General features: G+C 68.8%; 25 protein-coding genes, 1 tRNA gene and 2 riboswitches. Of the genes, 15 read left to right on the top strand and 11 right to left on the bottom strand.

The window, feature by feature from the left end:
* Position 1 precedes the first annotated feature (1 nt).
* Genes HPS01S_RS16150 through HPS01S_RS16130 form a run of 5 tightly spaced genes read left to right on the top strand, consistent with a single transcriptional unit; the run spans position 2 to position 4,470 of the window.
* Positions 2–607: a GNAT family N-acetyltransferase gene (locus HPS01S_RS16150; protein ID WP_066158310.1), complete on the top strand. Its 606-nt coding sequence runs from the start codon at positions 2–4 to the stop codon at positions 605–607.
* 4 nt (positions 608–611) lie between these two features.
* On the top strand, positions 612–1,571 hold the full coding sequence (gene speB / locus HPS01S_RS16145) for an agmatinase (protein WP_066158308.1): 960 nt from the start codon (positions 612–614) through the stop codon (positions 1,569–1,571).
* 15 nt (positions 1,572–1,586) lie between these two features.
* A complete protein-coding gene (locus HPS01S_RS16140; RefSeq protein WP_066158306.1) occupies positions 1,587–1,871 on the top strand; it encodes a cupin domain-containing protein in 285 nt (94 codons plus the stop codon).
* 10 nt (positions 1,872–1,881) lie between these two features.
* A complete protein-coding gene (locus HPS01S_RS16135; protein WP_066158304.1) occupies positions 1,882–2,958 on the top strand; it encodes an ABC transporter substrate-binding protein in 1,077 nt (358 codons plus the stop codon).
* Between the two features lie 33 nt (positions 2,959–2,991).
* The gene (locus HPS01S_RS16130) at positions 2,992–4,470 is read left to right on the top strand and encodes an NAD-dependent succinate-semialdehyde dehydrogenase (protein ID WP_066158302.1); all 1,479 of its coding nucleotides are present in this window, start codon (positions 2,992–2,994) and stop codon (positions 4,468–4,470) included.
* A 12-nt stretch (positions 4,471–4,482) separates the two neighbouring features.
* Here HPS01S_RS16130 and HPS01S_RS16125 read toward each other — a convergent pair whose 3' ends face one another.
* From HPS01S_RS16125 to HPS01S_RS22250, 4 genes are all read right to left on the bottom strand, one after another.
* Positions 4,483–5,769 (bottom strand): DUF3047 domain-containing protein, encoded by a 1,287-nt coding sequence (locus HPS01S_RS16125; RefSeq protein ID WP_218016602.1) that lies wholly within the window; start codon positions 5,767–5,769, stop codon positions 4,483–4,485.
* 131 nt (positions 5,770–5,900) lie between these two features.
* Positions 5,901–6,548, bottom strand: a complete 648-nt coding sequence (locus HPS01S_RS16120) for a response regulator (RefSeq protein WP_066158298.1) — start codon at positions 6,546–6,548, stop codon at positions 5,901–5,903.
* On the bottom strand, positions 6,526–7,932 hold the full coding sequence (locus HPS01S_RS16115; RefSeq protein ID WP_066158296.1) for a sensor histidine kinase: 1,407 nt from the start codon (positions 7,930–7,932) through the stop codon (positions 6,526–6,528). Before HPS01S_RS16115 ends, HPS01S_RS16120 begins: the two co-directional genes overlap by 23 nt.
* A complete protein-coding gene (locus tag HPS01S_RS22250) occupies positions 7,922–9,253 on the bottom strand; it encodes a tetratricopeptide repeat protein (RefSeq protein ID WP_255284229.1) in 1,332 nt (443 codons plus the stop codon). Before HPS01S_RS22250 ends, HPS01S_RS16115 begins: the two co-directional genes overlap by 11 nt.
* 175 nt (positions 9,254–9,428) lie before the next feature.
* On the opposite strand from HPS01S_RS22250, the gene HPS01S_RS16105 reads away from it, so the two are divergent.
* Positions 9,429–9,502: transfer RNA gene (locus tag HPS01S_RS16105), tRNA-Gly, on the top strand.
* A gap of 62 nt (positions 9,503–9,564) precedes the next feature.
* Here HPS01S_RS16105 and HPS01S_RS16100 read toward each other — a convergent pair.
* Both HPS01S_RS16100 and HPS01S_RS16095 read right to left on the bottom strand, forming a co-directional pair.
* Positions 9,565–10,203 carry a CoA transferase subunit B gene (locus HPS01S_RS16100; protein ID WP_066158294.1) on the bottom strand — a complete coding sequence of 213 codons (639 nt, stop codon included), beginning with the start codon at positions 10,201–10,203 and terminating at the stop codon, positions 9,565–9,567.
* A gap of 11 nt (positions 10,204–10,214) precedes the next feature.
* Positions 10,215–10,916, bottom strand: a complete 702-nt coding sequence (locus HPS01S_RS16095; RefSeq protein WP_066158291.1) for a CoA transferase subunit A — start codon at positions 10,914–10,916, stop codon at positions 10,215–10,217.
* 110 nt (positions 10,917–11,026) lie between these two features.
* Here HPS01S_RS16095 and HPS01S_RS16090 point away from each other — a divergent pair, with 110 nt between their 5' ends.
* Entirely contained in the window at positions 11,027–11,587 is a 561-nt protein-coding gene (locus HPS01S_RS16090) for a LuxR C-terminal-related transcriptional regulator (RefSeq protein WP_066158290.1), read from the top strand.
* 13 nt (positions 11,588–11,600) lie between these two features.
* On the opposite strand, the gene HPS01S_RS16085 is transcribed toward HPS01S_RS16090, so the two are convergent.
* Together HPS01S_RS16085 and pcaC are read right to left on the bottom strand one after the other, a co-directional pair.
* Complete coding sequence (locus HPS01S_RS16085; protein WP_066158288.1) at positions 11,601–12,584, bottom strand: Bug family tripartite tricarboxylate transporter substrate binding protein; 984 nt, start codon at positions 12,582–12,584, stop codon at positions 11,601–11,603.
* A 70-nt stretch (positions 12,585–12,654) separates the two neighbouring features.
* On the bottom strand, positions 12,655–13,032 hold the full coding sequence (gene pcaC, locus HPS01S_RS16080; RefSeq protein ID WP_066158287.1) for a 4-carboxymuconolactone decarboxylase: 378 nt from the start codon (positions 13,030–13,032) through the stop codon (positions 12,655–12,657).
* 81 nt (positions 13,033–13,113) lie between these two features.
* Here pcaC and HPS01S_RS16075 point away from each other — a divergent pair, with 81 nt between their 5' ends.
* Positions 13,114–13,701, top strand: coding sequence for a peroxidase-related enzyme (locus HPS01S_RS16075; RefSeq protein ID WP_066158286.1), 588 nt, complete (start codon positions 13,114–13,116; stop codon positions 13,699–13,701).
* Positions 13,702–13,787: 86 nt separating this feature from the next.
* Here HPS01S_RS16075 and HPS01S_RS16070 read toward each other — a convergent pair whose 3' ends face one another.
* Genes HPS01S_RS16070 through HPS01S_RS16060 form a run of 3 tightly spaced genes read right to left on the bottom strand, consistent with a single transcriptional unit; the run spans position 13,788 to position 15,981 of the window.
* A complete protein-coding gene (locus tag HPS01S_RS16070) occupies positions 13,788–14,237 on the bottom strand; it encodes an acyl-CoA thioesterase (protein ID WP_066158284.1) in 450 nt (149 codons plus the stop codon).
* A gap of 18 nt (positions 14,238–14,255) precedes the next feature.
* On the bottom strand, positions 14,256–15,218 hold the full coding sequence (locus tag HPS01S_RS16065; protein WP_255284228.1) for a DMT family transporter: 963 nt from the start codon (positions 15,216–15,218) through the stop codon (positions 14,256–14,258).
* Positions 15,199–15,981 carry an SDR family oxidoreductase gene (locus tag HPS01S_RS16060; RefSeq protein WP_066158281.1) on the bottom strand — a complete coding sequence of 261 codons (783 nt, stop codon included), beginning with the start codon at positions 15,979–15,981 and terminating at the stop codon, positions 15,199–15,201. Before HPS01S_RS16060 ends, HPS01S_RS16065 begins: the two co-directional genes overlap by 20 nt.
* A 139-nt stretch (positions 15,982–16,120) precedes the next feature.
* Here HPS01S_RS16060 and HPS01S_RS16055 point away from each other — a divergent pair, with 139 nt between their 5' ends.
* The 7 genes from HPS01S_RS16055 (at position 16,121) to gcvT (ending at position 25,686) form a co-directional block, all read left to right on the top strand.
* Positions 16,121–17,803 (top strand): electron transfer flavoprotein-ubiquinone oxidoreductase, encoded by a 1,683-nt coding sequence (locus HPS01S_RS16055; RefSeq protein ID WP_066158280.1) that lies wholly within the window; start codon positions 16,121–16,123, stop codon positions 17,801–17,803.
* Between the two features lie 108 nt (positions 17,804–17,911).
* Entirely contained in the window at positions 17,912–19,231 is a 1,320-nt protein-coding gene (locus HPS01S_RS16050; protein WP_157576372.1) for a TAXI family TRAP transporter solute-binding subunit, read from the top strand.
* On the top strand, positions 19,228–20,541 hold the full coding sequence (locus HPS01S_RS16045) for an ABC transporter substrate-binding protein (protein WP_066158276.1): 1,314 nt from the start codon (positions 19,228–19,230) through the stop codon (positions 20,539–20,541). The genes HPS01S_RS16050 and HPS01S_RS16045 overlap by 4 nt, the downstream gene beginning before the upstream one ends.
* 26 nt (positions 20,542–20,567) lie before the next feature.
* Positions 20,568–21,218 (top strand): nucleoside/nucleotide kinase family protein, encoded by a 651-nt coding sequence (locus HPS01S_RS16040; protein WP_066158274.1) that lies wholly within the window; start codon positions 20,568–20,570, stop codon positions 21,216–21,218.
* 236 nt (positions 21,219–21,454) lie between these two features.
* Positions 21,455–23,623 (top strand): ArnT family glycosyltransferase, encoded by a 2,169-nt coding sequence (locus HPS01S_RS16035; RefSeq protein WP_066158272.1) that lies wholly within the window; start codon positions 21,455–21,457, stop codon positions 23,621–23,623.
* A gap of 77 nt (positions 23,624–23,700) precedes the next feature.
* Positions 23,701–24,225: a hypothetical protein gene (locus HPS01S_RS16030; RefSeq protein WP_066158270.1), complete on the top strand. Its 525-nt coding sequence runs from the start codon at positions 23,701–23,703 to the stop codon at positions 24,223–24,225.
* A 39-nt stretch (positions 24,226–24,264) separates the two neighbouring features.
* Positions 24,265–24,364, top strand: a riboswitch (glycine riboswitch).
* Positions 24,365–24,376: 12 nt separating this feature from the next.
* Positions 24,377–24,480: riboswitch (glycine riboswitch) on the top strand.
* Positions 24,481–24,549: 69 nt separating this feature from the next.
* The gene (gene gcvT / locus HPS01S_RS16025; RefSeq protein WP_066158461.1) at positions 24,550–25,686 is read left to right on the top strand and encodes a glycine cleavage system aminomethyltransferase GcvT; all 1,137 of its coding nucleotides are present in this window, start codon (positions 24,550–24,552) and stop codon (positions 25,684–25,686) included.
* The last annotated feature ends 38 nt before the right edge of the window (positions 25,687–25,724 follow it).

Genomic DNA, 25,724 nt, shown 5'->3' with positions numbered 1-25,724 from the left:
GATGCCCTTCACCACCGACACCACCCTCGCCGGCCGCCACGTTCGCCTCGTTCCGCTGCGACCCGAGCACCACGACGACCTGGTCGAGGCGGTGCGCGACGGCGAACTCTGGAAGCTCTGGTACACCGCCATCCCCACGCCCGAGGGCATGGCGGCCGAGATCCAGCGCCGCCTGGGCCTGCAGAAGGCCGGCAGCATGCTGCCCTTCGCGGTGCTCAACCCGGAGGGCCAAGCGGTGGGCATGACCACCTACATGAACATCGACGCCGCCAACCGCCGCGTCGAGATCGGCTCCACCTGGTACCGCCAGGCGGTGCAGCGCACGCCGCTCAACACCGAGGCCAAGCGCCTGCTGCTGACCCACGCCTTCGAGACGCTGGGCTGCATCGCGGTGGAGTTCCGCACCCACTGGTTCAACCACGCCAGCCGCCGCGGCATCGAGCGCCTGGGTGCCAAGCTCGACGGTGTGCTGCGCAGCCACCAGATCAACAGACATCCGGAAGCACAAGGCGCGCTGCGCGACACCTGCGTCTACAGCATCGTGGCGCACGAGTGGCCGAGCGTGAAGGCCCACCTGGACTTTCAGCTGAGCAAGCCCCGCACCTGAAGACATGAGCGAACCCACCACCTTCAACCAGCCCCTCGGTGGCAATGAGATGCCGCGCTTCGGCGGCCTCGCCAGCATGATGCGGCTGCCCGTCGCGACCTCCGCCGTCGGCCTGAACGCCGGCTTCATCGGCGTCCCGCTGGACATCGGCACCAGCCACCGCCCGGGCGCCCGTTTCGGCCCGCGCCAGATCCGCGCCGAGTCCTGCCTGATCCGCCCCTACAACATGGCGACAGGGGCCGCGCCGTTCGACGCGCTGCAGGTGGCCGACCTGGGCGACGTGCCCATCAACACCTACAACCTGCTCAAGTCGGTCGACATCATCGAAGGCCACTACCGCCCGATCATCGACGCCGGCTGCATCCCGCTCACGCTGGGCGGCGACCACACCATCGCCCTGCCGATCCTGCGTGCCATGAAGGCCAGGCACGGTCCGGTGGCCCTGATCCACGTGGACGCGCACGCCGACGTCAACCCCGACATGTTCGGCGAGCGCATCGCGCACGGCACCCCGTTCCGCCGCGCCGTCGAGGAAGGCCTGCTGATCGGCGACAAGGTCTGGCAGATCGGCCTGCGCGGCAGCGGCTATTCGGCCGAGGACTTCGACTGGCCGCGCCAGCAGGGCTTCACCATCGTGCCGGCGCACGAGGTCTGGTGGCAGTCGCTCGCCCCGCTGATGGCCGACATTCGCGCCAAGATCGGCCCCGACACCCCGACCTACCTCAGCTTCGACATCGACGGCATCGACCCCGCCTACGCGGGCGGCACCGGCACACCCGAAATCGGCGGCCTGAACGTGCCGCAGGCGCTGGAGATCGTGCGCGGCTGCCGCGGCCTGAACCTGGTGGGCTGCGACCTGGTCGAGGTCTCGCCCGCCTACGACACCAGCGGCAACACCGCGCTGCTGGGTGCCAACCTGCTCTTTGAAATGCTGTGCGTCCTGCCCGGCGTTCACTACCGCTGAAACCGAGGAAAGTCCATGAGCCGTCCCCAGGCCATCCCCACCGTTCAGATCGACAACGACCGCGTGATCGTCACCGAATGGCGCTTCCCGCCCGGCGCCGAAACCGGCTGGCACCGCCATGCGCACGACTATGTCGTCGTCCCGATGACCGGCGGGGAGCTGCTGCTGGAGACCCCGGAGGGCAACCGCACCTCGCCGCTGGTGCCGGGCCAGTCGTACACGCGCCAGGTCGGTGTGGAGCACAACGTCATCAACCCCACCGGACACGAGGTCGTGTTCGTGGAAATCGAAATGCGCTGACGCTACGTCCATGGCCCTTTACAGACCCCTCCTTCTTCTGGCCCTCACGGTCCCCGCGCTGGTCTCGGCCCAGTCCCAGCCCCTCGTGGTTGCCAACTTCGGCGGCGCCAACGGCAAGGCGCAGGAAATGGCCTTCCTCAAGCCCTTCACCCAGGCCAGCAAGGTGCCGGCCAAGGGCGTCGAGTACGACGGCGACCTCGGCCCGGTGCGCAAGATGGTCCAGACCCGCAAGGTCGAATGGGACGTGGTCGAAGTCGAATCCTCCGAGCTGACCACCGGCTGCAAGGAAGGCCTGTTCGAACCCTTCGACAAGAGCAAGGTGCCGCACACCTCCATGTTGCTGGCCGGCAGCGTGCAGGAGTGCGGTGTCGGCGCCTTCGTGTGGTCCACGGTGATGGCCTACAACAGCGCCACGCTCAAGACCGCGCCACGCAACTGGGCCGATTTCTGGGACGTGAAGAAATTCCCGGGCAAGCGCGCCATGCGCAAGGGCGCGCGCTACAACCTCGAATTCGCGCTGATGGCCGACGGCGTTCACCGCCGCGACGTGTACAGCCTGCTGGCCACCGAGCCGGGGCTGCAGCGCGCCCTGGCCAAGCTTCAGCAGCTCAAGCCCCACCTCGTCTGGTGGGAATCCGGCTCGCAGCCACCCAAGATGCTGGCCGCCGACGAGGTGGTGATGAGCACCGCCTACAACGGCCGCATTTCGGCGGCCGTGGCCGATGGCGCCACCCTGTCGACGGTGTGGACCGACGCCATCTACGACATCGACTACTGGGCCATCGTCAAGGGTTCGCCGCGTGCCGAACAGGCGCGCGCCTTCGTGAACTTCGCCACCACGGACGCCGCCCAGCTCGCGTTCTCGCGCGAAATCGCCTACGGCCCGACCCACTACAACGCCATCCTGCAGTACGACAACGGCCGCAAACGGGTCATCGACGACGCCCACCTCATCGACCTGTCGATGGCGCCCAGCGACCTGCCATCGGCGCCCGGAAACCTGCGCCGCTCGCTGGGCTTCAACCCGACCTTCTGGGTGGGCAATGGCGCGCAGCTTGAAAAGCGGTTCGCCGACGCGCTGAAATAGAGCATTCCACCCATTGCATTCAAGGAGACCCGCATGGACATGAAAACCTCCCCCCTGGCCCTGCTCAAGGACCCGACCCTGCTCAAGACCGACGGCCTGATCAACGGCGAATGGGTCCAGGGCGCCAGCCGCTTCGACGTGCTCGACCCGGCCACGGGTCTGAAGCTGGCCGACGTCGCCAACCTCGGCCCGGCTGATGCCGAGCGTGCCATCGCCGCCGCCAACGCCGCCTGGGCCGGCTGGAAGAACAAGACCGCCAAGGAGCGCAGCATCATCCTGCGCAAGTGGTACGACCTGCTGATGGCCAACCAGGACGACCTGGGCCGCCTGATGACCGCAGAACAGGGCAAGCCGCTGCCCGAAGCCAAGGGCGAAGTCGCCTACGGTGCCAGCTTTGTCGAGTGGTTTGCCGAAGAGGCCAAGCGCGTCAACGGCGAGACCCTGCCGCAGTTCGACAACAACCGCCGCCTGATGGTGCTCAAGCAGCCCATCGGCGTCTGCGCCGCCATCACGCCCTGGAACTTCCCGCTGGCCATGATCACCCGCAAGGTCGCGCCTGCGCTGGCCGCCGGCTGCCCGGTGGTCATCAAGCCCGCCGAGCTGACGCCGCTGACCGCGCTGGCCGCCGCCGAGCTGGCCATCCGCGCCGGCATCCCGGCCGGCGTGCTGAACATCCTCACCGCCGACGACCAGAACTCGATCGCCGTGGGCAAGGTGCTGTGCGCCTCCGACGTGGTGCGCCACATCAGCTTCACCGGCTCCACCGAAGTCGGCCGCATCCTGATGGCGCAGAGCGCGCCCACGGTCAAGAAGATGTCGCTGGAACTGGGCGGCAACGCGCCCTTCATCGTGTTCGACGACGCCGATATCGACTCCGCCGTCGAAGGCGCCTTCGCCAGCAAGTACCGCAACGCCGGCCAGACCTGCGTCTGCTCCAACCGCCTGTACGTGCAGGAAGGTGTGTACGAGCAGTTCGTCGAGAAGTTCGCCGCCAAGGTGAAAACCGCCAAGGTCGGCAATGGCTTTGAAGATGGCGTGAACCAGGGCCCGCTGATCGAGGAAGCCGCGCTGCAGAAGGTGGAACGCCACGTCGCCGACGCACAGGCCAAGGGCGGCCGTGTGCTGGTGGGTGGCAAGCGCCTGGACGGCCAGTTCTTCGAACCCACGGTGGTGGCCGATGCCACGGCCGACATGCTGTGCGCCCGCGAAGAGACCTTCGGCCCCTTCGCGCCGGTGTTCAAGTTCAAGACCGAGCAGGAAGCCATCGACGCCGCGAACAACACCGAGTTCGGCCTGGCCAGCTACTTCTACAGCCGCGACATCGGCCGCATCACCCGCGTGAGCGAAGCGCTGGAGTACGGCATGGTGGGCGTGAACGTCGGCATCCTGGCGACCGAGCACGTGCCCTTCGGCGGTGTCAAGCAGTCCGGCCTGGGCCGCGAGGGCTCGCACTACGGCATGGACGACTACGTCGAGATCAAGTACGTCTGCATCGGCGACGTGCTCAAGTGAGCTGACCCCCGCCTACAGGATGCGTTGCTGCTGGCCGGTCTGGCCGATGGCAATGCGCCGGTAGGCGCAGCGCCCGACCTGGCGCAGGAACAGCGAGTTGGCGATCAGCCAGACCCGCACCGCCCGCTTGGCCTGGCCGCCGACGATGCGGCGGTAGTCCTCGAACAGATCTCGGCGCTCGTCGAAGGCCTTGCCCAGGTCGGCCAGCCCGCTGCGCTGCACCACATGGGTCTCCACCGCGTCCCAGCCCGGCAGCGGACAGCGGAACACCTGGCCCACCGGCAGGCTGGAACTCCACATATACGTAATGTCCTGGCCGTCGTCGAACTCCACCGCGATGGACAGGTAGTCGTGGGTCAGGATCTGGTCCTCGGGCAGGTGCGAGGGCAGGCGGTCCACCACCCACTGCCAGTCCAGCGTGAGCCCCGGACGCAGCGGCTGGTCGGCCAGCGGGTACTGCAGGATGCCGACGTTCTTGTGCGTCTCACAGTCGATGCGCTGGTCGGGCCCCTCGGTGAAGATGCCGCCGTCGCCGAAGGCGAAGAAGTGCTGCCAGCCCGCCGGCATGAGCCGCGCCTGGCGCTGGCGCTGCAGCTCGGCGCGCACCAGGCCCTGCACATCGCCCTGGGCCGACAGGGCCAGCAGCCCGTCTTCGGCGCTGCCCTTCCAGACGATGGCCACGCCTTCGACGCGGCCCTCCCCCGCCAGGTACTGCGCCAGCGGCACCGCGAGATCGCCCTGCGGGTTGGCGAACTCGCCCGCCGAACGAGCGATCTGCAGGCGGCCGGTGCGGTCGGCCTTCAGCGTGCCGGTGTTCTGCATGGTGTTCTGGATGGCGCTGGCGCCGCCGCTGCCCGCGACGCGGGCGAAAAACACGAAACCCGGCTCCAGCCAGCGGCCGTGTTCCTTGCTGAACCACCACAGCCCGTTGAGGAAGAACGTGACCTGCTGCCCGGCCTGCAGCTCGCCGAGCGACTGGCTCCAGGGCAGGTTCGACGGCATGAGGGTGAAGGGTTCGATGCGGACCACCGCGTCGACACCCCGCGCCAGGTGCCGGAAGTCCTGCGCCAGCTCGGCCGCCGGGCGGATGGCCCCCGGCGCCGGCTTCGGGCTGTCGGCATGGGCCACGGCGCAGGGGCCCGCCAGCAGCGGCGCCGCGGCCAGCCCCTTGACCCACTGGCGCCGGCTGGCGCTGGGCATGGCCGGGGTGGCGTGTCCACCCACATGGTCGTGGGCACAGCAATGGTCGTGTGGACCGTGGTCGAGGAGCGCGGCGGGAACGGTTGTCGAGAGGGTCACGGTGGTCTCCTGAAGGGGTGGCTGCCCGCCGGAGCGGATGGCGGCGGGCTGGAACCCATGCTAGGAAGCACCATGGCCGCTTCGGACACGGCGGGCGTTTTGCCCGACCCCGTCCGGGACAGCGTCCCGGGTCAGGCGCTGGCCGGGTCGCTGCTGCCCAACAGCTTGAACTGCAGCGCCTTGCGCGTGAGCTCGATGTCGCTGCGCGCGCCCAGCTTGGCCTTGAGCTGGTAGTGGCCGTTGCGCACGGTCTTGGGACTGATGTGCAGCGCCAGGCCGATGGCATCCACGTCCAGCCCCTGCATCAGCAGCCGCAGGATGTCGAACTCGCGAGGCGTCAGTCCGGCGTGTTCGCCCTCGCCGTCCAGCAGCATGCCCGCCACCTCACCCGCGATGTCGGGGCTGAGCGCGCGCTGGCCGCGCGCCACCTGGTAGACCGCATCCACCAGCACCTGCGGCGCACTGCCTTTGGTCACGTAGCCCCGCGCGCCGGCCTTGAGCGCCTGCACCGCGTACAGCGGCTCGGCATGCATGGAGAACACCAGCACCGCCGCCTCCGGGCTGTGGCGCAGCATCTGGGACAGCAGCCGCAGGCCACTGCCCGATCCCAGGCTCAGGTCCAGCAGGGTCACCTCGGGCTCGTGGGTCTTGAACTGCTCGTATCCCTCGTCGGCCGTGCCGGCCTCGGCCACGATGCGCAGGTCCTGGCGCCGCTCCAGCAGGCGGCGGTAGCCCTCGCGCACGATGGCGTGGTCGTCAATGATCAGCAGGCGCAGCATGGTGTCCCTCATGAACCGGCAGGTGGATGCGCAAGCGCAGGCCGTGCGGATCGGCCACTTCCAGCGACAGCGTGCCGCCGAGCGCCTGCACCCGTTCGCGCATGCCCAGCAGACCCTGGCCGCCGCTGTCCGGCAGCGAAGGCGGCTGAGCCAGCGGGCCATTGTCCTGCACCTGCAGGTGCAGGCCGTCGGCGCGTTCGCTCAACACCACCGCGATGCGCGTGGCCTGGCCGTGGCGCACGGCATTGGTCAGGCCTTCCTGCACCAGCCGGAACACGCTGACCGAGAGCGTGTCGTCCCAGCGATCGACATCGCCGTCGATCTGCAGGCTGTACCCGCAGCGCCCGGTGTCGCGTCGACGCCAGCTGTCCACCAGCTGCTCCAGGCTGGCCTTGAGCCCGAAGGTCTCCAGCCCCGGCGGCCGCAGCTGCTGCACGATGTGGCGCACCGCGGTCACCATGCCCTCGCAGGTGCGCGTGAGCGCATCGGCGCTGGGCAGCAGCGCAGGCACCGACTCGCGCGCCACCTCGTCCACGATTGCGACCTCGGCCCGCATCGAGGTCAGCGACTGGCCCAGCTCGTCGTGCAGCTCGCGCGCGAGGTGGCGCCGCTCCTCCTCGCGCACAGACAGCAGCCGGTCGGCCAGCTGCCGCTGCGCGCCCACCGTGTCCTGCAGCCGGTCGGCCATGCGGTTGAACTGGGCGCCGATGCGCTGCAGCTCGCGGGGGCCTGCGGGCGGCATGCGGGCCGACAGGTCGCCCGCCTCCAGCCGCTGCAGCGTGGCCATCATGGCGCCGGTGGGTTTGAGCGCGCGCCGCGCCGCCAGGTAGGCCAGCGCCGCCACCGCCAGCACACCCGCCGCACTCACCAGGGTCTGCCACCAGTGCTGCCACAGCAGGGCCGACTGGGCCGGCCAGTGGGGCGCCAGGGCCAGCTCGCCGACGCGGGTGCCGGGGTAACGGACCAGGGGCAGCAGCACGGCGGCCTCCCCGCCTGCCGTGGCCCGCAGCAGCGGCTCGACCCCACCGGGATGTGCCCCGGCCGCACCCAGACAGCGCTGGTCCACCGCCAGACCGTGGATGTTGCGCACGGTCAGACAGAACGGCACCAGCTCCCCCAGCCCGACCAGGTTCTGCAGTTCCTCACCCGAGAGCGTGGCCTGGAACACGCCGGGCTCGGCCCCCAGCTCGTTGAGCCGCAGGCGCTCTATGGTCCGCGCCAGGCGCTGCAGCTGCGGGTCGACCGCCGAGGCCACACGCCACAGGCTCCAGCCCCCCGAGGCCAGCAGCAGCAGCACCGCCCCCGCCAGCAGCCAGGCGCCCAGGCGGCGCTGCAGGCGGTAGCCGGGAACGGCGGGAACAACGAAAGCGGGTTCAGCGGGCATGGGCCCGATTGTCGGGGCCGGCATCAAGCCGGGCGAGGGCCTCGCGCGCCTCGCCCAGCCCTTCCTGTGCTGCTCGCCGCAGCCAGTGGCGCGCCTGCTCCGGGTCGGCCGGCACGCCCTGGCCCTGCGCCAGCGCCATGCCGTAGTGGTAACGCGCCAGCGTCGCGTAGCCGGAGGTGTCCGGGTGCTCGGCACCCCGGCGCAGCAGCTGCACCGCGCGCGGCAGGTCCCTGGGCACCCCGTGACCGTTCTCCAGCAGGTGGGACAGCCAGATGATCGAGTACGGGTCGTTCCAGCGGCTGATGCAGTCCTCGAAGATGCGCACGGCTGCTGCGTGGTCGCCGGTCTTGTCGGCCGCGTAGCCATAGAGGCACTTGATGCGCTTGTCGCTGTTCACGAACGCGCCGTAGCTCATGTCGTTGCCCGAGTCGTCGCGCGACACCGCGGCGGCCGACGAGGCCGCGGGCGTGTCCCGGAAGCGCTGGCCGTCGGGTCGCAGCCAGGCGCCGTGGTGCCCCAGGCGCAGGAACTCCTGCGCATCGGCCTGCCCTTCGCGGGCCAGGTCTTCGAACAGGCGGCGCGCGGCCGCGCGGTCGGGCGCCACGCCCAGGCCGAAGTGCAAGGCCGTCGCGTAGTGCAGCCGGGCCAGCCGGGCATAGCCCTCGTTGTCGCTGTCCATGGCCAGGCGCAGGAACTCCACCACCCGCTCGGGGCGCTTGGGCACGCCGTAGCCGAGGTCGAAGTACTGCGAGAGGCGGATCAGCCCGCCCGCATGCCGCCGCTTCACGCAGTCGGCCATGATCTGCAGCGCGGTGTCGAAGTCGCCGCACTTCTCCAGTTCGAACAGCGCGGTCGAGAAGTGCCCGGTGCTGTACTCGCAGCTGGCAGGGATCTCGATCTGCGCCGCCTCGATCTCCTCGGCCGTCGGGTGGGGGCCGCGACAGAGCTGGTTGCTCGCGCGCAGCCGGCCCGCACGCTCTGCGAGCCGCTGCACCCACGCGGCGGCGTGGGCCTGCGCCTCGGGCGCCGTGGCGGACCAGCGCAGGCGCGTGCCGCCGGTGCGGGTGTCCCAGTCCACATCCAGCCGGAGGTCGGCACCGGCCAAGGCTTCCGGCCGCAGGCGGGCTTCGTAGCGCGCGCCGTCCAGCACCAGCACCTCGGCGTGGTCCGCGCCGCGGTCGGCCAGCGCCTGCTGCACTGCCCGCCAGACCCGCTCCGGCGGCATGGGCAGCAGTTGTTCACCGGAGGTGCCGTCGGCGGCCCAGGCCGAAGGTGCCGCGAAAGCGGTGAGAAACAGGGCGGTGGTCACAAACCTGCGCATGGTGGGCTCCTTCGTGTCATGGGCTCCCGGGCTTGGGAGTGGCGCGATGCTAGGAAGGAACGCAGGGATTGTGGGCGGTCGGAGGCACACAGGGCACGCCGCCCGGGCGGCGGCGGGCAAAATGCCCGGTCGGCCATCGAGGCCCGGGCTGGCCCCGCTACAATCGCCACCCATTGCGGGTGTAGTTCAATGGTAGAACGGCAGCTTCCCAAGCTTCATACGAGGGTTCGATTCCCTTCACCCGCTCCAGAATGACGAAGGCCCCGCTGCGCAAGCAGCGGGGCCTTTGGCTTTGTGGGCCGAGCAGGGGATCAGATCAGCGGCACGCCGGTCTTGCTCTGGATCTCCTCGCGCGTCACGCCGTCGGCCAGCTCCACCAGCTTCAGACCCTCGGGCGTCACGTCCATCACGCCCAGGTCGGTGATGATGCGGTCGACCACGCCCTTGCCGGTCAGCGGCAGCGAGCACTCGGGCAGGATCTTCAGGTCGGTGCTGCCGTCCTTCTTCCTGGCCACGTGCTCCATCAGCACGATCACGCGCGGCACGCCGGCCACCAGGTCCATGGCGCCGCCCATGCCCTTGACCATCTTGCCGGGGATCATCCAGTTGGCCAGGTCACCCGTGGCGGTGACCTGCATGGCGCCCAGGATGGACAGGTTGATCTTGCCGCCGCGGATCATGGCGAAGCTCTCGTGGCTGCCGAAGATCGACGAACCCTTGATGGTGGTCACCGTCTGCTTGCCGGCGTTGATCAGGTCGGCGTCCACCTCGTCCTCATAGGGGAAGGGGCCGATGCCCAGCATGCCGTTCTCGCTCTGCAGCCACACCTCGACGTGGTCGGGCACGTGGTTGGCCACCAGCGTCGGGATGCCGATGCCGAGGTTCACATAGAAACCGTCCTGCAGTTCCTGGGCCGCACGTGCGGCCATCTGGTCTTGGGTCCAAGCCATGTTCGTGCTCCTTACTTGCGGTCGCGGGTGGTGCGCTTCTCGATGCGCTTCTCGGGCGTCGGGTTGTGCACGATGCGGTGCACGTAGATGCCGGGCAGGTGCACGTCGTCCGGAGCGATCTCGCCGGTGGCGACGATGCGCTCGACCTCGACGATGCAGACCTTGCCGGCCATGGCCGCGGCCGGGTTGAAGTTGCGCGCCGTCAGGTTGAAGCGCAGGTTGCCCGAGCGGTCGGCCACGTCGGCCTTGACCAGCGCCACCTCGGGGAACAGCGCGTGTTCCATCACGTAGGTCTCGCCGTTGAACTCGCGCAGCTCCTTGCCCTCGGCCACGATGGTGCCGACGCCGGTCTTGGTGAAGAAAGCCGGGATGCCGGCACCGCCGGCGCGCAGCTTCTCGGCCAGCGTGCCCTGGGGCGTGAATTCCAGTTCGAGTTCGCCGGCCAGGTACTGGCGCTCGAACTCCTTGTTCTCGCCCACGTAGGACGAGATCATCTTCTTGATCTGGCGCGTTTGCAGCAGCTTGCCCAGACCGAAGTCGTCCACGCCGGCGTTGTTGGAGATCGCCGTCAGGTTCTTCACGCCCGAATCGCGCAGGGCGTCGATGAGGGCCTCGGGAATGCCGCAGAGGCCGAAGCCGCCGACTGCTATCAGCTGGCCATCGGCCACCACGCCCTTGAGGGCTTCGGCCGCGCTGGGGTAGATCTTGTTCACGTGAAAAGACTCCAGTGGTTGAACAAACAGGGATCGAAAAAATCGGGTGGCGGAACGATACTACGTATCAACATACGTAGTTTGACCTAAGGACCAACCCGCACACACCCATGGACCAGATCGACTACCGCCTCGCCTTCGACCTGGCCCCGGTGGGCCTGGCGCTCTCCCGCCAGCGCACCATGGTGGACTGCAACCGGGCCCTGTGCGAGATGTTCGGCGCCACGCGCGAACAGCTCGTGGGGCAGAGCTTCCTCATCCTCTACCCCAGCGCCGACGAGTACGAGCGCACCGGCGCGCGCATCGTTCCCATCCTGGGCCGTGGCGGCACCTACGCAGACGAACGCATCATGCAGCGGGTGGACGGCCGCTTCAAGGGAGAAACCTTCTGGTGCCACGTGACCGGCCGCGCGCTGGACCCGGCCGACCCGCACGCCGCGGGCATCTGGACCTTTGAAGACCTGAGCGCGCGCCGGCCGGTGGGCGCTGCGCTGACCCCGCGCGAGCGCGAGGTGGCCGCCTGCCTGATGGACGGCCTGACCAGCAAGGAGATCGGCAAGCAGCTGGGCATCAGCCACCGCACGGTGGAAATCCACCGCGCGCGGCTGATGCGCAAGTACCAGGCGCACAGCACGCCCGATCTTGTCCATCGACTGATCGCGGGAAGCTGAAGCCCGCAACAGTTCACTGGGGCTGGTAGCCCGAGTCCTTGATGATCCTCGCCCACACCTCGCGGTAGGCCGTCTCGCGCTTGCCGAGCTCGGCACCGCTCATGTAGCCCACGGTCAGGCCCATGGCGGTCAGCCGGTCCTTCACGTCGGCCTGCGCGATCACCTTCTGCAGCGCGGCAGCCAGCTTGTCAAGTTCGGCCTTGGGCGTGCCAACGGGCGCGAACAGACCGTAGTACGGCACTTCCTCGAAGCCTTTGATGCCCAGCTCGGTGAAGGTCGGCACCTCGGGCAGCGCGGCCTGGCGCTGGGTGCCCATGACGGCGGCCACGCGCAGCTTGCCGGCCTTGTGGTTCTCGATGAAGTCGGGCACCGAGCCCACGCCGGCCGGGATGGTGTTGCCCAGCATGTCGGCCATCATGGGCGCGCTGCCACGGTAGGGTGCCGCCACCAGGTCCAGCCCGAACTGCTTGCCAATCACCTGCACCGCGAACTGCGGCGTGGACGCGGGCGCCGGGATGCCCATGGTCGCCTTGCCACCGGCCGCCTTCACGCCGTCGATCCAGGCCTTGAAGTCGCGCGCCGGCGTGCCGCCCGACAGCGCCACCGCGTTCACGAAGGTGGCGAAACCGGCCACCGGCACGAAGTCCTTGGCCGGGTCGAAGCCCGGATTCTTCATCGTCAGCGGCAGGATGGACACGCTGTGGTCGTGGCTCAGGAACAGGGTGTGGCCATCGGGCGCGGCCGCCTTGAGCGCCTGCGCCGCCAGCTGGCCGCCCGCGCCGGCCTTGTTGTCCACCACCACGCTGCTGCCCAGCTCGGCCTGCAGGCGCTCGGCCAGGATGCGGGCGATGGCGTCGGTGCCACCACCCGCCGGAAAACCGACCAGGATTCGGGTGGTTGGCGCCTGTGCGTGTGCCGTGAACGGCGACAGCAGGGCCGATGAAGTGGCAATTGCAGCGAACGTGCGCAGCATCCATGAACGGCGACTTGAGGTCATGACAAACTCCTTTTGATTGAACGACGTTTAAAGAATTGACATTTGTTTGATTTTTTGAGCCGCCCAGGCATCACAGACCGTCCACCGGGACCACCTCGGCCGCTGTGCGGAAGGCCTCCACCGCCGTGGGAATGCCGCAGTAGACGGCGGCGTGCAGCAGGACCTCCTGGATCTCTGCCGGCGTGGCCCCGTTGTTCAGCGCGCCGCGCACATGGCCCTTGAGCTCGTGCTGCTTGCCCAGTGCGGTCAGCATGGCCACGGTGATCAGGCTGCGGGTCTTGCGGTCTAGGCCGGGCCGCTGCCAGACATCGCCCCAGGCGGCGCGCGAGATGTGGTCCTGGATCGGCTGGGTGAAGGGCGTGGCGCCCGCCAGCGCGCGGTCGACGAAGTCGTCGCCCATCACCTCGCGGCGGGTCTGGAGGCCTCGGTGGTACTGCTCGTCTTGCATGATTTGTTCCCCAGGTGTCAGAGTCGGTTCAAGGCGCGAGGATAAGCTGGCCTTTTGCCCAGAACCTGACCGGAGACAAACATGAGCGACCGCTACCCCCTGCCCGACCTGAACAGCCTGCCCGACGACCTCAAAGCCAAGATACTGGAGGTGCAGGAGAAAGCAGGCTTCGTGCCCAACGTGTTCCTGGCCCTGGCCCGCCGTCCGGCCGAGTGGCGCGCCTTCTTCGCCTACCACGACGCACTGATGGTGCCCGAGTCGGTGGGACGCAGCTCCGGGCTCACCAAGGGCGACCGGGAGATGATCGTCACTGCCACCAGCGCCGCCAACCATTGTCTGTACTGCGTGGTGGCGCACGGCGCCATCCTACGCATCTACGAGAAAAGGCCCCTGGTGGCCGACCAGGTGGCGGTGAACCATCGCAAGGCCGACATTCCGCCGCGCCAGCGCGCCATGCTCGACTTCGCGATGAAGGTCTGCCTGGCCTCGCACGAGATCGACGACGCTGATTTCAAGGCTCTGGCCGCCCACGGTTTCAGTGATGAGGACGCCTGGGACATCGCCGCCATCACCGCCTTCTTCGGCCTGTCCAACCGCATGGCCAGCTTCAGCGGCATGATGCCCAACCCCGAGTTCTATCTGATGGGGCGCACGCCAAAGCAGAAATAGTGCCCCCACGCTCCGCCGCTGCGCGGGTCGCTGCCCCCCACGGGGGCTGATCCGGCTTGGGGCGGCCCGGCGCCGGACCGCCGTCTTCAGCGCCCCAGCAGCGGCGGGTGGCCGGCGCCTTCGATCAGGGCGCGGGCTTGGTCGGACATGGGCACCGACTTCTGCCTGGGGAAGTCCACCCACACCACCGTCGCACCGCCATTGGCGCAGACCGTGGCCGGGTCGTCGGTGCGCAGCATCTCGTGGAAAGTGTCGAACGAGGTTCTGCCCATCGTGCCGACATAGGTGCGCACCAGCACGTCGCCCGGGAACTCGAACTGCCGGATGAAGTTGCAGAAGGCGTTGACGATCACCGGCCCCTCGCCCTGCGGGTCGGCCGGCAGGCCCAGGCCAAAGAACCAGTCCAGCCGCGCAATCTCCATGTAGCGGAAATAGATCGTGTTGTTGACGTGCCCCATGGCGTCCATGTCGCCCCAGCGGATAGGCACCACGATTTCATGCACCAGGCGTTTCTCGGCAGGCAGTTCGAGTTTCATGGGTTGTCCTTGTCATGTTCAGCGGTGGGCGCGGATGGAGGCCAGGATGCCGGCCACGAACAGCACGCAGGCCAGCAGCTGCGCGGTGGCCGGCCAGTCGCCGCTCCAGGCGAAGGCGTAGATCAGCGCAAACACGGTCTCGCTCACCACCAGCTGGCCGGCCAGGCTGGTGCTCAGCCGGCGGCTGGCGACGTTCCACATCACCGAAGCGATCCAGGCCGAACCGATGCCGGTGAAGGCGCACACGAACACGAACCGGCCGAAGCCAGGCCGGCCGGTCACTTCGGCCCAGCCGGTGCCCCAGCCCAGCCACAGCAACAGCCCGCCGAGCCCGGCGGCCAGACCCAGCCAGTTGGCCCAGGCGGTGGACTTCACCCCGGGGTGGCGGCGGATCCAGCGGGCATTGAGCATGCCGAAGGCCAGCCAGCTGAGCATGGCGCCTGCGGCCAGCAGCACGCCGCGCCAGAAGTTGCCAGCGCCGGAGGCGTTCACTTCTTCCGAGGTGGCGTCCATCATCAGCACCATGCCGGCCGCCGTGAGCAGCAGCCCTGGCAGCAGCGCCGCCCAGCGCAGGTGCGCGGGTTTGCCCAGCAGCATCATCCAGACCGGCAGCGTGCCGATGATCAGTGCCGGCAGCGCCGCGCCGGCGTCGGCAATGCCGTAGACCAGCAGCAGGTAGTAGCCGGTGTAGCCCAGCACGCTGAGCCACAGCGCTGCGCCGGCCTGGGCCGCATCGGGCCACTGCCCGGCGCGCTGTCCTGATGGCATGCGCAGCGTCTGCCACAACATCCAGGCCAGCGAGAACAGGCCGCAGGCGATGAAGCGTCCCGCCGTGTAGTCCACAGAAGAAAACCCGGGCGCCACCAGCGGCGCCACAAAGGTCGTGCCCCAGAACGCCCCTGCTCCCAGCCCGGCGGCGATGCCCGCCGCCATGCCGGGCGGCAGGCCCGCCGGCGCACGATCAGACACCGAAGCCGTCATCTGCCGCAATCACTGCACCGTTCACAAAGTGGCTCTCGTTAGACGCCAGCATGACCAGCACCGCATCCAGATCGGCCGGCTGACCCACGCGCTTGCGCGGCAGCATGCCGATCAGCTTCTGGCCCTGTTCGGTCTGCCAGTGGTGGTGGTTGATCTCGGTGTCGATGTAACCCGGGCAGATGGCGTTCACGTTGATGCCGAACTTGCCCCACTCCACGGCCATGGCCTTGGTCATCTGCACCACGGCGGCCTTGCTCATGCAGTACACGCCGATCTGCGGCAGCACCTTGAGCCCCGCCATCGACGCGATGTTGATGATGCGGCCACCGACGAAGGTGCCGGGCGCCGCGCCCTTGGCGCGCGCCAGCATGCGTTTGGCCACTTCCTGGGCGACGAAGAAGGCGCCCTTGGTGTTGGTGTTGAAGACGTAGTCGTAGTCCTCTTCGGCCACATCCTGCAGGCGCTGCGTGGTGCTCACGCCCGAGTTGTTCACCAGGATGTCGATCGGGCCGACCTCGGTCTCGGCGTGGGCCACAGCCGCCCTGATCGAGGCGGTGTCGGTCACGTCCAGCGCCACCACGTGCGCATCGCCTCCCTCGGCCTCGATGTGCGCGCGCAGCGCCATGAGGCGGTCGGTGCGGCGGCTGGCCAGCACGACGGCGGCACCGGCCTTGGCGAGGGTCTTGGCGAACTGCTCGCCCAGGCCGCCGGAAGCGCCGGTGATGAGGGCCACGCGGCCCGAAAGGTCGATCTGGTAGGTCACGGGATAATCTCCGGGCAGGTGCAAATTAGCACGATCGTTCGATTTTCTGGCGCCGCAGCAATAGAATGCTGTCCGCCCGACGACAGACGCCGCGCCAGGTGGCGGCAAAAGTACAAAACCATTATCCGCGAGACCCCCCATGACCTCTGAAGAAATCCTTGCCCAGTTCGGCCCGCGCGAAGCCATGGAATACGACGTGGTGATCGTCGGCGGAGGGCCCGCTGGCCTGGCCACCGCCATCCGCCTCAAGCAGCTGGCCACCGAAAAAGGCAGCGAGGTCAACGTCTGCGTGCTCGAGAAAGGCTCGGAGCCCGGCGCCCACATCCTCTCGGGCGCCGTGATGGACCCCAGGGCCATCACCGAACTGTTCCCGAACTGGAAGGAACTGGGCGCGCCGCTGAACCAGCCCGTCACCGGCGACGACCTGCTGGTGCTGTCCGAAACCGGCGCGCAGCGCACGCCCGACTGGCTGATGCCCCGCAACTTCCACAACGAGGGCTGCTACGTGATCAGCCTGGGCGCGGTCACCAAGTGGCTGGGTGAGCAGGCCGAGGCCCTGGGCGTGGAAATCTTCCCCGGCTTCGCGGCCGCCGAGGTGCTCTACAACGACGACGGTTCGGTCAAGGGCGTGGCCACCGGCAACCTCGGTGTGGGCAAGGACGGCGAGCCCATGGACAGCTTCCAGATCGGCATGGAGCTGCACGCGAAGTACACCGTGTTCGCCGAAGGCGCGCGTGGCCACCTGGGCAAGCAGCTGATCGCCAAATACAAACTGGACGAAGGCAAGGACGCTCAAACGTTTGCCATCGGCATCAAGGAACTGTGGGAAGTGCCGGCCGACAAGGCCAAGCCCGGCCTGGTGGTGCACACCGCTGGCTGGCCGCTGAACGACGACGCCTTCGGCGGCGGTTTCCTCTATCACCTCGAAGGCAACAAGGTCACGCTCGGCTATGTGATCGGCCTGGACTACCAGAACCCCTGGCTCTCTCCGTTCGAGGAGATGCAGCGCTGGAAGACCCACCCCAGCATCAAGGCGCACATCGAAGGCGGCAAGCGCCTGGGCTACGGCGCGCGTGCGCTGAACAACGGCACGCCGCAGGCCCTGCCCAAGACCGTGTTCCCGGGCGGTGCGCTGGTCGGCTGCGACGCCGGCTTCCTGAATGCCGCCCGCATCAAGGGCAGCCACGCGGCCATCAAGAGCGGCATGCTGTGCGCCGAGGCCGCGTTCGAGGCCGTGGCCGCCGGCCGCCAGTCGGACGAGCTGACCGCGTTCGAGACCGGCTTCAAGGCCAGCTGGCTGCACGACGAGCTCTGGACCTACCGCAACTTCAAGAACTGGTTCAAGAAGAGCCCGCTCATGGGCAAGCTCATGACCGGGGTCGAGCACTGGTTCCTCCCCAAGGTGGGCGTGAGCGCGCCGCCCTGGACGCTGCACAACACCGTCAAGGACCACACCAAGCTGCGCCCGGCGGCCGAGATGCCCAAGATCGCGTATCCGAAGCCCGATGGCGTGATCACCTTCGACCGCCTCTCCAGCGTGTTCGTCAGCAACACCAACCACGAGGAGCAGCAGCCGGCGCACCTGACGCTCAAGGACGCCAGCGTGCCGGTGAAGATCAACCTGGCGAAGTACGCCGGCCCCGAGAGCCGCTACTGCCCGGCCGGCGTGTACGAGTTCGTCGAAAAGGACGGGCAGGACCAGCTGGTCATCAACGCGCAGAACTGCGTGCACTGCAAAACCTGCGACATCAAGGACCCCACACAGAACATCGTCTGGGTCACGCCCGAAGGCGGGGGCGGTCCGAACTACGCCGGCATGTGAGCCCTGTGGCTTCCTGACACCAGCCGCCCTCCCGGGCGGCTTTTTTGTGCCTGCGCTTGGTTGCAAAAGGATACAAAACCCGTATCCTCGCCTTGGCTTTTGTCCACCATGACCTACGCCCACCTCTACCGCCACCGCTGGCTGCTGATCCGCCTGCCGATCGTGCTGGCCGTGGTGGTCATGGCTGCGGCGGCCTGGCGATGGCTGTACCCGATGCCGCCCACCCAGCTGACGATCAGCAGCGGCCAGGCGGACGGTGCCTACCAGCGCCATGCCATGCGCTACGCCGAGGCCTTTTCCCGCCACGGCATTTCGCTGGAAATCCACTCGTCCGAGGGTTCTGCCACCAACCTGCAGCGCCTGCAGGCGCAGCCCCCCCAGACCGACCTGGCCCTGGTGCAAGGCGGATTTGGCTGGTCGTCGGCCGCTGGCGCGGCCCGCAGCGCGGCCGATGTCCAGACCCTGGGCAGTGTGGACATCGAGGTGCTGTGGCTGTTCAGTCGCGAACAGCCGATGACCTCCCTGCTTGACCTGGTGGGCAAACGGGTGGCCGCCGGCCCCGATGGCAGCGGACACCGGGCCATGCTTCAGCGCCTGCTGAAACAGATGCAAGTCGACCTGGGCCAGGTGGCGATGACGGCTCACAGCGGTGTGGCCGCGCGCGATGCCTTGCTGCGGCACGAGGTGGATGCGGTGTTCATGGTGGCGGCACCGAGTGCGCCCGGCATCGGCGCCCTGCTGTCCGCGCGGGGTGTTCACCTGGCGTCGCTTCGCCGCACAGCGGCCATCTCGGAGCGCAACAACTACCTGGAAAACCGGCTGCTGCCCGAAGACACGCTCGGCCCCGGACAGCCACCGGCCGACACCCCGGTGCTGACCACACCGACGCACCTGCTGGTGCGCCAGGACCTCGATCCCGCCCTCAAGCGGCTCGCGGCCGCAGTGGCGATGGAGGTGCACGGCGGCGCGGATGCGTTCCATCGCGCGGGTGAGTTCCCGGCCCTGCGCTTCAGCGACTTCCCCTCGGCACCCGAAGCGCGCCGGGTGCTGTCCCAGGGCCTGGGTGGCCTGGAGGCACTGCTGCCCTTCTGGTGGGCGCAGGTGCTGCAGCGCCTGCTGGTGATCGGCGTGCCCATGCTGCTGCTGGCCGTGGTGCTCGCGCGGCTGGTGCCGGCCTGGGTGCGCTGGCGGCTGGAGAACCGGGTCACCCGCTGGTACGGCGAGCTGCGGTTCATCGAGAACGATCTCGCCAACAACGCCGTCAACCTGGGCGGCATGGACCTCAGCCGCATCCACGGGCGGCTCAATGGCATGGAAACCGCCATCGTCGGCGAAGGGTTGCCGCCGGAACTGGCGCAGCGCTGCTACACCCTGCGCCAGCACGTGAACTTCGTGCGGCACCGGATCCGGGAGTACCGCGGCCGATGAAGATCCTGCTGCTCTACCAGCGCCGCTGGTTCCTGATCTACCTGCCACTGCTGCTCCTGCTGTGCGCGGCGGTCGTGACCATCCTGTGGGTCTGGAAACCGCTGCCGCCCCAGCGCGTGGTCATCGGCACCGGTCCCGGTCAGAGCAGCTACCTCGAGTTGGCCCGCAACTACGCAGCTCGGCTGGAGAACCTCGGCATCCAGGCCGACATCGTCGCCCACGACCGGCCCCAGGAAGCGCTGGACCGCATGGCTGCGGGCGGGGGCCGCATCGATGTCACCTTCGCCCAGGGCCTGTACGCGCCCAAGGGCGCCGCGGTACAGGCTCTGGCCGTGGTGGGTCACGAAATCGTGTGGGTGTTTGCGCGCGAGGGCATCGACCACCTGGACCAGCTGCGGGGCGGGCGCGTGGCGGCCTCGGTCGAAGGCTCGTCCAACCGCATCGCGGCCGACCTGCTGCTGCGCCACGCCGGGCTGGCCCAGGACGAGGTGGCGTTCACGGACGACGTCGGCGACAGCGCGATCGACGCCATCACCACCGGTCGGGTGGACGCCGTGGTGCACGTGGCGACCGGCGACTCGCAGACCGCGGCCACCCTGGCGCGGCTGGACGGCGTGCGCCTGCTGGGCGTGGAACGTGCCGGGCAGCTGGCCTCGCGCGAGCCCCGGCTGCGCGCCCTGGTCATGCCCCAGGGCTCGATCGAACTGCGCGCCAACCTGCCGGCGGCCGACCTACCCACCATGGTCACGCAGACCCATCTGATGGTGCGCGAGGACCTGCACCCCGCGCTGCAGCGCGCGCTGGTGGACGTGGCCGGCGAGCTGCACGTGATGTCCGGTTTCCTGGAAGGCCAGGGAATCTACCCCACCGCCATCGGCAGCAACTACCCGGTGTCCCCGGTGGCCCGAAAGGCGCTGCGCGGTGGGCGCCCCTGGATGGAAACCATCCTGCCCTACGGCATCGCGCAATGGGCCGAGCTGGTGCTCTACGCGCTGCTGCCCGTGGGCCTGGCGGGCACCATGCTGCTGCTGCGGGCACCCCGCTACATCGACTGGCGCGTCGATGCCGCCATCCTGCATTTCTACGGCGAACTCAAGTTCCTGGAGGAAGACCTCTCCAGGCACCCCGACCCGGCCCGGCTGCGCGCTGCGGCGCGCCGCCTCGTGTTGCTGGAGCAGCAAGTCGACAAGATGGAACTGCCCGACCGCTATGCCGACCGCTGGTACACGCTGCGCGAACACCTGCATCAGGCGCGGACCCGGGTGCTGACCTCTCCGCAGACCGCCCCTCAGACCATCCCGCAGACCTGAGCCGGGCTGCGCTACATTGGCGCGCCATGACCGCCCCCCGACTGCACCCCGACCTGATCGAGCAACTTCATGCCCTGGCCGCCGGCCCGCGCCGGCTGCTCGGCGTCGTCGGCCCGCCCGGCGCAGGCAAGTCCACCCTGGCGGCGCTGATGGCGCAGGCGCTGGGCGAGCGCGCCCAGGCCGTGCCCATGGACGGCTACCACCTCGCACAGGTCGAACTGGAACGGCTGGGCCGTGCGCACCGCAAGGGCGCGCCGGACACCTTCGACGCCGCCGGTTACGCCGCCCTGCTGCGCCGCCTGCGCCAGCAGGGCGCCGACGAGACGGTCTACGCGCCCGACTTCCGGCGCGAGATCGAAGAACCCGTGGCCGGCGCCCTGCCCGTGTTCGCCGCCACGCCACTGGTCATCACCGAAGGCAACTACCTGCTGCTGGACGACGACCCGGCCTGGGCACCCGTCGCAGACCTGCTCGACGAGGCCTGGTACCTCGACGTACCTGCGGATCTGCGGCTGGAGCGGCTTGCCGCGCGCCACATGCGGTTCGGCCGCACGCGCGAGCAGGCGCTGGCCTGGATTGCACAGACCGACGAACCCAACGCCCGCCGCATCGAAGCCTCGGCCCACCGCGCACGGCGCCGGGTGACCTGGGACGAGCCCAGCAGCCAGTTTGTGTGACCGCCGGGCGCGTGCACTGCGCCCGGCGCATCGCCTGTTTCTGCAGCGCAACATCTCCCCCTTCCGGGGTGCCCAGGCCCCAGGGTTCGTAAACGTCGCTTAAGTGACCCAACTTATCATCCTTAAGTTTTGTATCTCCTCGGCAGACCCCACGCTCCGAAGGGCGCCAGAGCAGATCCCGGACCGGGCCGGCAGGCACCGCCAGGGGACACAACAAACAAAACGGGTGGTCTTGCATGCATCAGGCGCTCACCAGCGAGCCAACAGGTCAATCCCCGCGCAAAGTGGCCCTCCGGTCGCTGGCCGTCGCCTTTCTTGCCATCCTCCTGGTCTTCCTGCAGGCCCGGCTCAGCCGCGATCTGCAGATTGTTTTTGACCTGCGGGTCGAGCGCCCCGGCCCTTACCAGCTGTACCTGGCCGACGACCAGGGCAACTTCAGCGAGCGGCTGAACTACACCCGCTCGACCCGGGCGGGCGAATGGCAGCGGCACACGATCAATGTGAACACGCTGCGCAAGGTGACCCAGGTCCGCATGGACCCGACCACCATGCCCGGCCGGGTGGACTTCGGCGCGCTGGAACTCAGAAGCCGCTGGGGCCTGCTCACCCTGCAGGGTCCGGCCCTGCGCGAGGCCATCCAGGGCATGAGCGACCTTTCCGTGTTGGCGGTGGAGCCCGAGATGATCCGCTTCCAGGTCACCGGCGCCGACCCCCACTTCGTGTACCGGCTGCCCAGGCAGGTGATCAGCCCGCCCACGCGCCAGATCTGGCCGGTGGCGCTGGGTACGGCCCTGGTCGCCGGCCTGGTGTGGCTGGCCGCAGAACTGGCCCTGGGCTGGATGCGCCGCGAGCGCCCGCGGTGGCACCAGGGCCTGTGGCAAACCGTGGCCCGCGGCTGGCTGCTCCCGCTGGTGGTCTGCCTGGGCCTGACCTGGAAGGCCTCGGACCGCATCTCCAGCGACCCGATCGTCGGCGACGGCATCCAGAACATGCTGATGGCGGTGAACCTGTTCAAGCACGGCACCTTCTCGCTGGACAACAACAGCAGCCCCCACCCCCGGCCCACCAACTTCCGCGAGCCGCTGGACCCGCTGCTGGTGGCGCTGCACCTGAAGCTGGCCGTGCCGGAAGCCGTGGACCGGCCCATGGCCGACTTCCGCTCCGGCGACCTCACCCGCACCGTCAAGCTGAGCAACCTGCTGTGGGTGTTCACCGGGCTGCTGGGCATCTGGGCGCTGGCGCGGCGACTGGGCGGCAGCAACCTGACGGGCGCCGTCGCCACCGGCCTGAGCTTCCAGATCTTCTTCCACGGCGGCACCTACATCGACACCCTGTACACCGAGCTGTCCACCGCCACGCTCATGATCTGGGGCACCTACGGACTGCTGCGGGCGGTGCAGCAGCAGTCGCTGGGCTGGTTCTTCGGCTCGGGCATGCTGATGGGCCTGCTGGCGCTGGGCAAGGCCTCGTTCGCCTACATCGGCGTCGTGGCCGTGCCCCTGCTGATGGCGGCCCTGCTGATCGCCCGTCGCCCCGACCGGTTCGCCGTCTCGCAGGTCATCGTGTGGGGCCTGGTGATGGGTTCCGCGTTCCTGCTCACGCTCTCGCCCTGGCTGGTGCGCAACTATGTGCACTTCGACAACTTCCGCATCACCGAGCGCGGTGGCCTGATCCTCTGGGGTCGCGCCCACATGAACAACATGAGCAACGAGGAAGTGCTCGGCCTGGTCTACGACCAGAGCCCCACGCTGTACCGGCGCGCCGTGGCCGGCACCCGCCTGGCGGCAGGCCCCGGCGACTTCGAACGCGGCGGCCGCTGGCAGCGCATCAACCGCCACCTCTCCACCTTCTGGGAATCCGACCGGCGCGCCGCCTACGAAGGCCACCCCGAGAAGGCCATCAGCTTCCACTACAACCTGGCCGCGCAATACAACCAGCGGGTGTTCCGCAAGCGCGAAGCGGGCCACCCCTACCCCGACCAGGCCGTGGGCGACGAGATGAAGGGCGAGGCCATGGCCATGCTCAAGGCGCGGCCCTGGCGCCATGTGGCGATGACGGTGCCCTTCCTGTGGCACGGGTTCTGGAGCTTCAAGAAGGTCGAGGTGCCGCTGGTGTCCATCGCGACGCAGGACGCCATCGGCGAGCTGCTCAACCTGTTCGCTGGCGTGGCCCTGTTCGGCGTGTTCTGCTACGGCCTGTTCCGGCGGCACGCGCAGTGGGTCGCGGTGACCGTGCTGCCCGTGGGCCTGCTGGTGTTCTACGCCTTCCTCAGCCACAACATCCCGCGCTACTCGTCACCGGCCCATCCGATGATGCTGCTGGCGCTGGTGCTGGTGGTGCGCACGCTGTGGCTGCGCTGGCGGCGCCGGCAGCATCCCCCCGGCCCCGAGCGGATGGTCGGCTGACCCCCCTCATCCTGCAGGCGTTTCACGACAACGACATGAAACAGCGGCACAGTGCCCGCTTGTCGTTGGAGTGAACCATGCTGATCAAGACCGAAAAAGGTCGCCTTGAACTGCGCCCGGGCCACCGCAGCCTGGGACAGCGGGAGCGCGCCCTGCTCCTGGTGGCCGATGGCCAGCAGAGCGAATCAAAGATGGCCGGGCTGTTCCAGGGCGATGGCCGCCGCCTGATCGACCTGCTGCTGGCCCAGGGCTATCTGGTGCGGCAGGCGTCCGGCGCCGGCCTGTCGCCCGCGCCGGAGTCGCCACCGCAGCCCCAGACACCCGCGTCGCACGGCGAGCAGTTCGCTGGCACCCGCTCGCTGGCCTCCGCGCGCATGTTCCTGTTCGACCTGAGCGAGCGACTGTTCGCGCCACGCGACAAGGCACTGGCCAACCGCTACCGGGACGCCCTGCGCGAGGCGCGCGACCCCGAGGCCATGCTGGCCGTGGGCCGTGCCCTGATCGCCGACGTGGAGACCCTGGCGGGCAGCGAACGCGCGGACGGCATCAGCGAGCGGCTGGCCAAACTGCTGCCGGCCGGCCTGCTGGAAAACAGCATCTGAGCCCGGACGATGACCGCCCGGGCGGTCGATTCCGGTAAACTCACGCGATCAGGAGAGCGCTCCCCCGTGGAGCCGCCGAAGGCGCAGGCGGTCGTTGCAACGGCCCTGAACGCTCAGGCAAAAGGACTGATGACCACCAGCCGCAAGGCCGGTGTCCCCCACTGGAGAGAGGTGGCCCTGGCGGCCATCCACCGAAGGAGCAAGTGCGGCATCGCCCGCGCGAATCTCTCAGGTAAAGCGGACAGAGGGGGCAGCTCACGGATGCACCGTGTCGTCGCCGTGGCCCCGTGCCATGGCATCTGCCCCCACCACCGAGGTCCGCCCGTGTCCGCTCCTGCCGAATCCACCGCCCTGCTCCAGACCCCGCTGAACGCCCTGCACCTCGAACTCGGTGCGCGCATGGTGCCCTTCGCCGGCTATTCCATGCCGGTGCAGTACCCCGAAGGCCTGATGGCCGAACACCACCACACGCGCCGCTCGGCCGGCCTGTTCGACGTGTCCCACATGGGCCAGCTGCTGCTGTCCGGCCCCGATGCGGCGGCCGCATTCGAGAGCCTGATGCCGGTCGACGTGATCGGCCTGGGCCTGAACAAGCAGCGCTACGGTCTGCTGCTCAACGACCAGGGCGGCATCATCGACGACCTGATGTTCGTCAACCGCGGCGACCACCTCTACGTGATCGTCAATGGCGCCTGCAAGCACGGCGATCTGGCCCACATCCAGGCCCGCATCGGCAGCCGCTGCACCGTCACCCCGCAGTTCGACCGCGCCCTGCTGGCCCTGCAGGGGCCGGTGGCGGTCAGCGCGCTGCAGCGCCTGCTGCCCGGCGTGGAGAACCTGGTGTTCATGACCGGCCACGGGTTCACCTGGAACGGTGCCGACCTCTATGTGACCCGCAGCGGCTACACCGGCGAAGACGGCTTCGAGATCTCGGTGCCCGCCGCCAGCGCCGACGCCTTCGCCCGCGCCCTGCTCGCGCAGCCCGAAGTCAAACCCATCGGCCTGGGCGCGCGCAATTCGCTGCGCCTGGAAGCCGGCCTGTGCCTCTACGGCAACGACATCGACACCACGACCACGCCGGTCGAGGCCGCGCTGAACTGGGCCATGCAGAAGGTGCGCCGCACAGGTGGCGAGCGCGCCGGCGGATTCCCCGGCGCCGACGTGGTGCTGGCCCAGCTGGACGGCACCCAGCCCCTGACGCGCAAGCGCGTGGGCCTGGTCGCGCTGGAGCGCGTGCCGGTGCGCGAACACGTCGAGCTGCAGAGCCTGGACGGCGCGAAGATCGGCGAGGTCACCAGCGGTCTGCTGGGCCCCAGCGCCGACAAGCCGGTCGCCATGGGCTATGTCAGCCCTGAATGCGCCGCCGTCGGAACACGCGTGAACGCCATCGTGCGCGGCAAGGCCGTGCCGATGGAGGTCGCGCCCATGCCTTTCGTGCCCAACCGCTACTACCGCGGCTGATCCCTTCCACCTGTTTCATCTTTTCACCGGAGCCCACC

It is taken from the genome of Hydrogenophaga pseudoflava NBRC 102511 (assembly GCF_001592285.1).
Taxonomy (GTDB): Bacteria; Pseudomonadota; Gammaproteobacteria; order Burkholderiales; family Burkholderiaceae_C; genus Hydrogenophaga; species Hydrogenophaga pseudoflava.
Note: the sequence above shows the minus strand (reverse complement) of the source record. Positions and strands in the feature narration are given on the sequence as shown.